Origin of the sequence: Sphingobacterium haloxyli (assembly GCF_002980525.1) — a bacterium.
Classification (GTDB): domain Bacteria; phylum Bacteroidota; class Bacteroidia; order Sphingobacteriales; family Sphingobacteriaceae; genus Sphingobacterium; species Sphingobacterium haloxyli.
The window spans coordinates 388,343-400,921 of sequence record NZ_PVBQ01000001.1 but is presented as its reverse complement, the minus strand read 5'-3'; the positions used below and the strand labels follow the sequence as shown (position 1 = coordinate 400,921).

Genomic DNA, 12,579 nt, shown 5'->3' with positions numbered 1-12,579 from the left:
AATGAAAAAGAAGAATATATATATAAAAATGCTCGTTGTCTTTGCCTTATTAGGTACTGGATGTAGCGATAAGTTTTTGCAAGAGAAAGAAGATTTAGGTGCTGTCAATGAAGAAGTTTTTCAAGACCCGGTGCTGGGGCAAGCTTATATTGATTACGTTTATGGGTTGTTCTTGCCCGCGAACAATGGAACCGGTTTTATTGCGACGAATGATAATTCGGAGAATGGATCCTATAATAATGTTTTTGCACAAACTACGGACGAACTTGCTGGCGAAACCGATTTCAATAAGGAGTGGGGGCAGATTTCTTATAGGAATAACCACGTAAATAAGTATTTCGGTCAGCGTATGGGAACAAGTGTTGGGAACAATACCTGGACGCGTCTTCGTCAGATCAATATGTTCTTGACTGAAGTCGATAAGTACGATATGCCGGAAGAACCCAAGAATTTGTTAAAGGGGCAGATGTATTTCTGGCGCGCTTGGCAATATTATGAGTTGATGAAGCTATACGGCGGCGTACCATTGGTACTGACAGCTCAAAACCCGACTTTTGAGAATATAGAAGAAAACTCCGTGCCTCGAAGTTCCACCTCCGAAACGGTTGAGCAAATATTGGCGGATCTGGATATGGCCATGGAACTGTTGCCTGGCAGATGGAGTGGAGCAGATTGGGGACGTATTACCAGTGGCGCCGCTGCGGCAGTCAAAGGACGGGTTTTGTTGACTTGGGCAAGTCCCGTTTTCAATCCGAATGACGATGTACAGCGTTGGCAGCTGGCATACGATGCGAATTTAGCCGCCAAGAATTTACTGGAGGATAACGGTTTTGGCTTGTACAAAACAGGTCGTCTCGAAAGCGGAGAAGCTTGGGGAAATATATGGTCACAGGAGGTGGATAATCCCGAAGCGGTTATAGTTTACGGTTTTAATAAGGTTGCCAAAGGAGGAAACTTTACAAAAAACAGTGGCTGGGAGCAGGCCATCCGTCCACGAAATATTAATGGTGCTGGCTCGGTATCGCCGACACGTCAGATTGTGGAATCTTTCCCCATGAAGGATGGAAAGGCGATCGATGATCCTACCTCGGATTATGTATACGACGCAAATAAATTTTATAAGAACCGGGATCCGCGTTTTTACAAATCCTTTGCCTACAACGGCGCGATTTGGCCGTACAGTGGCGATGAGGAGTATACGGTTTGGACCTATTCTTGGAAAGTGAGTAACAGCAGTGGTGTGTCGTATACCCCAACGGAGACGCAAGGAGCCAATGCCAGTGGAATATATATCCGTAAAGCATCAAACTTATCAGCCAACAACGCGATCAATAACTTTGAAGAGAGTGGCACGGATTTTATAGAGCTGCGTTTCGCGGAAGTGATATTAAATTTGGCCGAGTCAGCGATAGGAGTCAACAAGCTGAACGAAGGGCTAGAAGGTATTAAAGAGATCCGGGAGAGGGCAGGTATCGAAAATAAAGATGGTTCTTTTGGGTTGGCTGGTGTTGCTGGCGATCGAAATAAGCTTTTCAAAGCGATACTAGATGAGCGCAAGGTGGAATTTGCCTATGAGGGCAAGCGCTTTCATGACCTAAGACGCTGGATGTTGTTCGACAATGCTACGGGAATGAATGACCGTCTCGGTATTCCGGTATTGAATGGTACGCGTCGAACCGGCTATAGAATTATTGTGAAGGAAGGTGGAAATGAATATTTCGGTGCTGAAGATCCATTGCGTGCCGGAGACGATGGCGCCCCTGTGATCGACAGAGATGCGGCTGAAACTGAATACCCAGCTGGTGTGAGTACACAAGAGGAATATGTGGATTATCTCTACGACAACTATTTTGAAGTGCAGGTGCGCGACGATATGGATCGTACGGATTTACAACCGAACTGGACATTCAAGTGGTACCCACAATATTATTACTTTGGGCTGCATCATCAACTATTGGAAACTTCTCCTTACTTAGAGCAGACCAAAGGTTGGGACAGCATGAACGGTGCTGGGACCTTCGATCCGCTACAGTAAAGGAAAAAATGAAATAATATCAGAAAACACCTCGCCCTTCTTCGGAGCGAGGTGTTTTTGTTTATAATGTGTTCCTAGTTAAGAATTGTTACAAAGCAGATAAAATAGTATAATATTGGCTTTACAAGTATCTATAATTTTGATTTGTAAACCTATACTACACAATATTTTATAATGAAAAGAGGACTTTTAACATTTTTAGTGCTAGGGAGCTTGTCGCTTGCACATGGACAAGTGGATTCCGAATATCAGCAGGTTGCCATAGAGCGGGCAGGAAAGATTGTCGAGAAAGTAGAGCCTGCTTTGGCTACCGATAAAAGGAATAAAATCCGAGATCTAGTTGCGGATCAATATATTGCCTTGAATAGCATCCACGGCGAGAGAGACCGTAAACTAGGCGAAGCTGGGGCCGCTAAGGAACAGATCCTTGCAGATGCCGATGCAGCGATAGCAGCACAACATCGCCAGTATATCCAGGCGTTAGGGGAGTTGATAACAGCTGAACAGGTCGAGGAGATAAAAGATGGGATGACCTACCATACCGTCCCCAAAACCTATAATAACTACAAGTTGATGTTACCTTTTGCAGGTGATGAAGAGCTGGCCATGATCCATAAAAACTTGATAGAAGCACGGGAACATGCGATGGACGGTGGTTCGGCGAAGGAAAAACATGCATGGTTCAATAAATACAAAGGGCGGATTGCTAATCAACTGGCATCGCGCGGATACAATTTGAAAAGCGAAGGAGAGCAATGGGCTGAAAGAAGAAACCTAGAATCTACAGCATATTGTATTACCGAATCAAATAGGCTAATGCAAACGTTGACCATATCGGATGAATGGCAAGCCGAGCAGGTTAGAAACCTCTTAGCCTATCAATATCAAAAGATGGACGAGATTTACGCCAAAAAGAAGTCGGAAACAACAGCGATGGAGCAAGCTTCACTGGACGGAGTTGCAAAGGAAGACCGGGCGATGGCGATCTGGAAAGAAAGCAAAGCGGCTTTGGACACGCAACGCGATAAACTCTTCGAAAAATTAGGGCTATTACTAACCGAAACACAAATCGAATTGGTTAAGGATGAAATGACTTATAACGGCTTTCAAAAAGAGCTCTCGCGCTTCGAGGAGCTATTGCCGCAGCTCACGGATGAGCATAAAGCGGCGATAATCGTGTATTTAAAAGAGGCACGCGAAAACGCGCTGAACGTATTAACGAATAGGGAAAGGAACCAATGGTTCACTAAATATCGGGGGCGTGCCAACAATTACCTTTCGAAGGAGGGATATGATCTAAGAAAAGCAACGGAAGAACTGGAACGTCGAAAAAATGTGTCATTGCAATAAAGCTCGCTAATTTGTTATATCCAGAACGATGAAATAGCGATTAACAAATTTTTCGATCAGGAAAGCACCTCGTGGAGAATACCGAGGTGCTTGTTTTTATAATAAGGTGATTGTCATGACAATATGTGATGTAAAAAGGGCAATATCATACATGCCTAATCTCCGTCTTTGCTGTATTTTTGAAGGATAGGCCTATTAATACTTTGATAATGCACGGATGAATATGTAGCTGCTGAGTCAGGAAATCCTCACGTGCATTAGCGAATTACTTACAATTATAAACAACATTTGTATGAAAGCTATTTTTTTAAGCAAGGGACACCTTCTTTTTCTATGGTTAACCGTCTGTTTTATAGGGTGTAAAAAGGATAATGCCCTAGAGAGTAACCAGACTGATCCTATTCAGAATTTACGGTATATCGTGCAGGGTGAGCATGCAAAGGTCGCTTGGGACCCATCAGAACATGCTTTTTCTCACTATACTATTGAGTTGTCCCGGTTGGCCGATTTTTCCGTACTCAACCAAACCCAAACAGTCGATAACAGTGCGCAGGAATATGTCTTTTGGAAGCTTGATCCTGGTGAGGATTATTACTGCCGCATTAAACGAGTTAAAGACGAAAGCGAGACCGAGTGGTCGACCGTTAACTTTAATACAAGTGAAAGCAATATTTTGGTTCCTGTACAACGGGAGGACGTCGATGGAGATGTGGTACGTATTCGGTGGGATCCTATTTCTACCGATATTAAGCTTTCAAAGATCACCCTAAAACCAACGCTCGGCCTTATCCAAGAGCATATGCTGAGCCCAACAGACCTAGGGAACAAGTATATAAACGTTGGAGACCTAGATGCCGACATGGCATACGAAGTCAGGCTATACGACGGCGATTTTGTTGTCGGAAAGACCTCCTTTGTTACCATGGCCGTACCCGTCAATGGCGTATGGACGCTGTCGCCCCACAGCGACCTGATTACGGCGATAGAAACCAGTGCGCCGGGAGATCGCTTACTTTTAAATCCAGGGGTGTACGATCTGAGTACGTTAATTCCTCGCATTCTGGATAAGGTCATCTCCTTAGAGGGGCTCGATGAGACGGATATGCCGCAATTATACGCACGTAACTTCCTCCTCACAGGTGCGAGATCCGGTATATCTTTTAAAAACCTCAATATATCCGGCGCACGTATTGATGAGTATAATACGGAGCTTCCAAACAGTCAAGACCATTTATGGAATACGTGGCTTGTCTCGTTGGATGAGGCCTCCGCAAATCTCGATGCCATAACGTTTGATAATTGTGTTATTGGAAATTACAGTGCGGGTCTCTTTCAAATGAATGATAATAATCGGCCTCCTCACAAGGTAGGTAACGCCATTGCGGTAAATAATTGTGTCGTCTACGATCTTGGTGCCGATAATGACTCGCCCACGCTGCGCATCAATGCAGCTCAAGTATTGGAAATCGCGGTCACGAATTCTACATTTTACAGAACCAACAGGTTATTTGTAAAAATCGATGCCGAGCGGAACCCTGCTAACGTAATAGATTTCACCTTTCGCAATAATACGGTACACGATAGTTGGGCAGGTGGCTCATTTGATTTTCTGGCCGTCAAAGCTCCATCGAAGTTTTTGCTAGAGAACAACAACCTGTCTGATATGACATCCAGCGGAAATTTCTTTCCCAATTTCGCTTATGTAGCCAATGATTTCGACAAACGGATCATTAACACTAATTTTTTTAATGTACTTTCCAAATCAACGATCTATGGGAGTAATCAGTCGAATATGCCGGTACACAGTTGGGAGTTGCGACACCCAAATACGCGTTGGAATGAGGTCCTTCCCGCATTTATCATGAATGACGATAATGATGAAAACCCGAACTCGATACAGGCGTATACGGTGTCCTATGATCCTGGATATGCAGATGCAGACAACGGCGATTTTACCGTATCAGCCTCCAGCGCTTTGCGTGCTGTAGATGGCGGAAATGCAATAGGCGACCCACGGTGGTGGTAAGACATATAAGTGTAACGGTTGAAATAAAAAGTGATGAAACTTGGAGATCTGTTCGGTCAGCGACGTAGGATCGGATAAGTTCGACGGGTTTATCGACAATAAAAAAATATAGAGATGAAAAATAAGAGTATAAGATTAATAGGGATAATATGCGCAGTATGTACGATGATTTCCGCTTGTAAAAAAGATCCGCACGAAGTAGCGCATGAGCCATTAACAGAAGCTCCGGCAGCGGTAAACTATGTTGTGCAGGGTGCAAATATACAGATCAACTGGACTAAACCTGCTGAGGACTTCGATTACTATACGTTGGAGCTGTCTAAAGTAGAAAATTTTTCAGTCTTAGATCGACAGGAGCAAGTCGACGCGGATCACGAGAGTATTATCCTACGAAATATGGATTTGGCTGAAAACTATTATGTGCGTATTCGTACTGCTAGAAGCAGTCCGGAATCGTTTTCCGATTGGGCAAATTTGGTGGTTGTAACTAACCCGTCGGATATCCTACTGCCAATAAAGAGAGCGGATATCGATGGCAGCCGCGTGAACGTATCTTGGGTGTTTCCACAAGCCGAGAATGAAACAGCAGACAAAATCACGCATATTGTCCTTGTTCCCACTTTCGGATTGCCTCGTGAAATAAGTTTATCCGACGCAGATAAGGATGCCCAGAAGCTGACAATTAGCGAGCTTGACCAAGATATGGAGTATGAAATCCGTATTTTTAACGGTTCTTTTTTACGGGGGAGACAACTGTTTACGACACCAGCGTCGTCGATAAATGGGGTTTGGACTTTAAGCCCGCACAGCGATTTGAAAGACGCCGTAGAACGGAGCATAAACGGCGACGAAATTTTGCTCAATCCGGGCATATACGATTCTTGGGATGAGGAGATGTATATCGGTAATAAATCAATAACTATTAAAGCTGCCGATGAATCGGTCGGAGCTACAGTATATGTAAAAGGTTTTGTATTGACGGGAGGCGGAAACACTAGACTGCAGTTTGTCGGTCTGGACTTCTCCGGTGCAAGAATCAACCGTTACAAACAGGAAATCCCTAATACACCCGATAGCCGTTGGAACAGTTGGTTGGTTGAAATGGCGGACGATGCTGCAGACTTTGATGTCGTATCTTTTGAGGACTGTACAATTCGAAACTATTATACCGGTTTGCTAAATATGCAGTCCGGGCAAGTGGGGAGTCTAGTATCGATCGATAATACGATTGTCCGCGCCATGGGGAATGATGGTTTACACCCGTTTATCAATGTTGGGGCTGCACGAATAAAGAAAGGGATGTTTACGAACTCGACTTTCTCTAACACAAATAAACTTTTTATCGATGTCGACCGGGAAAAGAATCCGGAAAATGATATCGATTTTTTATTTAAAAATAATACCGTCGACAATAGTTGGAGTGCGTCCGCTTTTGATTTTAAAGCATCTAAGCTTCCCACGAAGGTCAGGTTAGAAAACAACATTTTTTCAAACATACAGTGTGCGGCAAACTTTTTCAACAACTTTGCGCATGTGGCGAATGATTTCGATAAACGTTTAATCAACTGCAATTTTTTCAACGTCACGTCGAAATCAACTATCTATGGTAGCAACTCATCAAACATGCCTGTCCATAACTGGGAACTAAGGCACCCAAACAATAAATGGAACGAAGTTGTGCCTGCTTTTGAGATGAACGACGAAAGTCATGAAAATCCAAACTCCATCCGAGAATATCCAATGGCATTCGATCCAGAGTATGTGAATGCTGAAAATGGTGATTTTACGATAGGACAAGACAGTGAATTGAGGCTTGTGGCTGCGGGAACGCCGATAGGAGATCCGCGTTGGTGGTAAACTCAATTTAATAGCGAAGATAATATTTTATAATCTCTAGTGAAGATAGTATATATATACGGTTCTTTATATGTCGATTTTTGAAAAAATAAAACTTCAATTATAGAGTGTTATCATAAATGCGTAAACATGAACAAGAGATTATCATTTCTATTTGCGGCAATAATTAGCTTAGTCGCTATAGAATCAGTGAAGGCACAGTATCCAAAAATTCCGGAAGATGTTAAAAAAGCATCCAATGAGCTTATAGAAAAGGCGCGTATGCAATCTGATATCGCGTGGGGTAAGGCGTTACCCGTTATAGAAGAATATGCAAAAAAAGGAAAGCCGTATATTCCGTGGGCTTCGCGTCCGGCAGACTTGCCGCAGGCAGAGATTGCTGCATTTCCGGGTGCGGAAGGGGGCGGCGCCTATTCTTTCGGCGGCCGTGGTGGAAAAGTATATGTCGTAACGAGTCTGGAAGATAGTGGGCCCGGAACGCTGCGAGAGGCATGTGAACAAGGGGGACCGCGTATTATTGTGTTTAATGTGGCTGGTATCATTAGGCTGAAAACGCCATTAATTATTCGCGCGCCGTATGTGACTATCGCTGGTCAGTCGGCTCCGGGCGACGGAGTGTGCGTCGCAGGCGAGTCCGTATGGATAGATACCCACGATGTTGTCATTCGTCATATGCGTTTCCGCAGAGGAGAAACCTACGTGGGACGTCGCGATGACGCTATTGGCGGTAATCCCATCGGAAATATCATGATCGATCATGTTTCGGCAAGTTGGGGATTGGATGAGAACATGTCGATGTACAGACATATGTACAACGATAGTACCGGCTCACAGGAGAAAAAGTTTGGAACGGTTAATATCACCATCCAAAACTCAATTTTCTCCGAAGCATTAGATACATGGAATCATGCATTTGGAAGTACGTTGGGTGGCGAAAACTGTACATTTATGCGCAACTTATGGGCAAACAACGCTGCAAGAAACCCGTCTATCGGCTGGAATGGCGTGTTTAATTTTGCCAACAATGTCGTCTATAATTGGGTGCATAGAGCGATTGACGGAGGCGACTATACGGCACAATATAACATTATCAATAATTATTTCAAACCAGGACCGGCTACACCGATTGGTGAGCCAATAAGCTATCGCCTGTTGAAGCCTGAATCGGGTAGAAGCAAATTGCCATATGTCGTTTTCGGACGAGCACATGTGGAGGGCAATATCGTTCATGGAAATGAAAAAGTCACGTCTGACAATTGGAACGGTGGGGTGCAGGTAGAGAATAAAGCAGGAGACCTCATGACCTTTGAAGAGGCCAAACCTTACTTTGCTGCAATGAAGGTAAACAAGCCGATTCCGCATGCACCATTCCAGCTGACATCTGCTGAAGAGGCCTACACACATGTTCTCGAAAACGCTGGCGCAACATTGCCTCGCCGCGACCCGGTAGATCAACGTATTGTAAAGGAAGTTCACGATGGCAAACCCACTCCATTGAAAAATGTCACGTTACCCGAAAAAGATTTTGAGCACAGAAGGTTACCAAAAGATTCTTATAAAATAGGAATCATCACCGATATTTCGCAGGTCGGTGGGTATCCCGAATATACAGGTAAACCCTATAAAGACGCGGACAATGATGGCATTCCAGATGATGTAGAAATAAAAATGGGACTTGATCCCAATAATCAAGGCGACTCGGCGGAAATCACCGAATCGGGCTATGCGAATATCGAAATTTACCTAAACAAACTCGCTTCAAAATAAAAAACGACAGTTTGTTATTACACGTCTCCTATATTGTCTCCGACAAATATAGGAGACGTTTTTGTTCGGATAATATGGTACAAATAGTCGTGAAGATATTATAGATAAAGCGCCCGTTATATCCCTAACTTTGATCTAGCTGATATCAATTGTAGGTGATATACCTAGATATTATCATTAAATTTATGTATATGAACAAAATATTATCATTACTTGTGGTTATTATTGCAGTAGCCACGATACAAGATGCAAGGGCACAGTACCCGAAAATACCGGCGGAAGTGAAGGCGGAAACCGATGAATTAATGCGGAAGGCACAGGAGCAGTCTGATCTCGCCTGGAAAAAAGCCTGGCCGACTATCGAACAATATGCGAAGCAAGGGAAACCTTATATTCCTTGGGCTTCTCGCTTGACAGATTTACCGCAGGCGGAGATCCCAGCCTTTCCGGGAGCTGAAGGTGGCGGTAAGTACTCCTTTGGTGGCCGGGGTGGTAGGGTGATTGTGGTCACCAGCCTGGAAGATAACGGCCCGGGAACTTTAAGAGAAGCCTGTGAACAAGGAGGCCCGCGCATTATTGTGTTTAATGTGGCGGGAATTATTCGCTTGAAAACACCCCTGATGATTCGCGCGCCTTACGTTACCATTGCCGGTCAATCTGCGCCGGGCGATGGTGTTTGTGTGGCAGGAGAGTCCGTTTGGATTGATACCCATGATGTTGTTATCCGACACATGCGTTTCCGTCGGGGCGAAACCTATGTCGGTAGGCGGGACGATGCCATCGGAGGTAATCCCGTTGGGAATATTATGATCGACCATGTTTCGGCCAGCTGGGGACTCGATGAGAACATGTCTATTTACCGCCACATGTATAGCCCAGGAGGAGACTATCCGGAAGTGAAATTAGGAACAGTAAATGTGACCATACAGAACAGTATTTTCTCGGAAGCTTTAGATACCTACAACCATTCCCTCGGGAGTACGCTCGGGGGCGAAAATTGTTCCTTCATGCGGAACCTTTGGGCAAATAATGCCGGACGGAATCCGTCCATTGGTTGGAACGGTATCTTTAATTTCGTGAATAATGTGATGTTTAACTGGAGCCACCGTACCACCGATGGTGGCGACTATACCGCGCAATACAATATCATCAATAACTATTACAAACCCGGACCTGTAACCCCAGTGGGTAAAGATATTTCCCATCGTATTTTAAGACCCGACGCTGTATTGTCGCGCTTGGATACGCTGATGTATGGCCGTGCGCATGTTGCCGGAAATATTGTTGAAGGTAATGCTGCGGTAACAGCAGACAACTGGAATGGCGGCGTGCAATTAAATGGCAAAGAAGGAAGCCTAAGCAAGGAAGAGGCACAACATTATTTAGCATTGATCAAGTATGATAAACCGTTTCCAATGCCGGAAATGACCATTTTGCCATCGGATAATACGTTTGACCATGTCATGGATAATGCCGGTGCAACGCTGCCAAAAAGAGATCCGGTGGATGAGCGTATTATTCGTACCGTGAAAACCGGTAAACCGGAGTACGCTGAAGGTTTAGACCCCGAGTCATTTTATCAGTTTAAACATAGAAGGCTCCCTGCCGATTCGTACAAACAGGGTATCATTACCGACGTCGCTCAGGTCGGTGGATATCCCGAATATAAGGGAACGCCTTATAAAGATACGGACAACGACGGTATTCCGGATGACGTAGAAGTAAAAATGGGATTGGATCCTCAAAATCCAAATGATGCGGCTGAAATAACCGAATCAGGTTATGCTAACATCGAGATTTACTTAAATGAATTAGCTTCAAAAGGATAAAGATGAAAATGAAGTCATGTATATCTAGCCTGCTTCTGGTTCTCCCGTTTTTGTCTTTCGCACAATACCCGGTCATCCCCGATTCGCTGCAACAAATGGCAGACGCCCGGGAAAAAGCAGAAGAACAACGTCTCGAAAAAGCTTGGGAAGCAGCCAAGGCCGTTATGGAACAAGAGGGTAAGCCTTATATTCCCTGGGCCGCTAAACCCGAAGATTTACCGCAAGCAGCTATTCCTGCGTTTCCCGGAGCCGAAGGTGGAGGCGCGTACACAGCAGGTGGGCGTGGAGGAAAGGTATATGTCGTAACTAGTCTTGCAGATAGTGGTCCCGGTACGTTGCGCGAAGCGTGTGAAGCAGGTGGTGCGCGGATTGTGGTTTTTAACGTAGCCGGTATCATTGAGCTGAAGACACCAATTACGGTCCAGGCGCCCTACATCACCATTGCTGGTCAAACAGCACCCGGCGATGGGGTCTGTATAGCAGGCGAATCTTTTCTAATTGATACCCACGATGTGATTGTGCGCTATATGCGTTTTCGTAGAGGATCTACCGATGTAACGCGGCGCGACGATGCATTGGGAGGGAATGGTGTCGGTAATATTATTCTTGACCATGTCTCGGCAAGCTGGGGATTGGATGAGAATATGTCGATGTATCGACATGTGTATGATAGGACTGGGAAGAATTTGAAATTGCCTACTGTAAATATCACGATTCAAAATTCAATTTTCTCCGAAGCGTTGGACACCTATAACCACGCGTTCGGGAGTACGATCGGTGGCCTCAACAGTACGTTTATGCGTAACTTATGGGCATCGAATATTAGCCGTAATCCTTCTATAGGGATGTACGGCGATTTTGGATTCGTCAACAATGTCGTCTGGAACTGGTGGAACCGGAGCGCGGACGGCGGAGACCACCGCTCGGAATATAATTTTATCAATAACTATTACAAGCCGGGACCGATTACGCCATTAGACAAGCCAATATCCTACCGGCTTTTAAAGCCAGAATCTGGTAGGAGCAAGGAAAATGCCGGGACGTTTGGAAAAGCCTACGTGCATGGGAATATCGTGGAAGGCAATCGTCGCGTCACAAAAGACAATTGGGATGGTGGCGTACAACCAGCGGTCGATGGAGATCCTGCTCCCTACTTAGCGAACATCAAAGTAGACAGCCCGTTTCCGTTGTCTAATTTTGGCAAAATATTGTCGGCAAAAAAGGCGTATGACTATGTGTTGAAAAATGTTGGAGCAACCCTCCCAAAGCGTGACGCCGTGGATGAGCGCATCGTGAAACAGGTGAAGACGGGGAAGGTCTTCTATACGGAGCCTGTTGCGCCCGTACAGCCGTCACCCTATGTAAAACGTCGGTTGCCGATGGATTCATACAAGCAAGGTATCATTACAGATGTCAATCAGGTAGGTGGGTATCCTGAATACAAAGGTACTCCGTATAAGGATGCCGACAATGACGGTATTCCAGACGAGGTCGAGGTGAATATGGGGCTAGACCCAAATAATCCGAACGATGCTGCACAGATCAGCGATAATGGATATGCTCATATTGAGAACTACCTGAATAGCGTCGTTCCAGAGGAGACTGTGAGGCCTTTTTAACACGTAAAGGCGCTCTTATATTAGTTTAGTTTAGTTAGTTTGGTAGGCTGTTGCGATTGCAACAGCCTTTTTTAATGAACTCCCCGTGTTCATTTC

At 44.8% G+C, this 12,579-nt stretch carries 7 protein-coding genes; all 7 read left to right on the top strand.

The annotated features are described in order from the left end of the window. Window position 1: 1 nt before the first annotated feature. The 7 genes from C5745_RS01385 (at window position 2) to C5745_RS01355 (ending at window position 12,483) form a co-directional block, all read left to right on the top strand. A complete protein-coding gene (locus C5745_RS01385; RefSeq protein WP_105715145.1) occupies window positions 2-2,035 on the top strand; it encodes a RagB/SusD family nutrient uptake outer membrane protein in 2,034 nt (677 codons plus the stop codon). 174 nt (window positions 2,036-2,209) lie between these two features. Beyond that, window positions 2,210-3,385 (top strand): DUF3826 domain-containing protein, encoded by a 1,176-nt coding sequence (locus C5745_RS01380; RefSeq protein ID WP_105715144.1) that lies wholly within the window; start codon window positions 2,210-2,212, stop codon window positions 3,383-3,385. 292 nt (window positions 3,386-3,677) lie between these two features. Continuing rightward, window positions 3,678-5,411, top strand: a complete 1,734-nt coding sequence (locus tag C5745_RS01375; RefSeq protein WP_105715143.1) for a fibronectin type III domain-containing protein — start codon at window positions 3,678-3,680, stop codon at window positions 5,409-5,411. Between the two features lie 114 nt (window positions 5,412-5,525). Then, window positions 5,526-7,268: a DUF4957 domain-containing protein gene (locus tag C5745_RS01370; protein WP_105715142.1), complete on the top strand. Its 1,743-nt coding sequence runs from the start codon at window positions 5,526-5,528 to the stop codon at window positions 7,266-7,268. 129 nt (window positions 7,269-7,397) lie between these two features. Continuing rightward, window positions 7,398-9,035, top strand: a complete 1,638-nt coding sequence (locus C5745_RS01365) for a polysaccharide lyase (RefSeq protein WP_105715141.1) — start codon at window positions 7,398-7,400, stop codon at window positions 9,033-9,035. Between the two features lie 191 nt (window positions 9,036-9,226). Beyond that, entirely contained in the window at window positions 9,227-10,864 is a 1,638-nt protein-coding gene (locus C5745_RS01360; RefSeq protein WP_105715282.1) for a polysaccharide lyase, read from the top strand. Window positions 10,865-10,872: 8 nt separating this feature from the next. Further along, on the top strand, window positions 10,873-12,483 hold the full coding sequence (locus C5745_RS01355) for a polysaccharide lyase (RefSeq protein WP_105715281.1): 1,611 nt from the start codon (window positions 10,873-10,875) through the stop codon (window positions 12,481-12,483). Window positions 12,484-12,579: the final 96 nt, after the last annotated feature.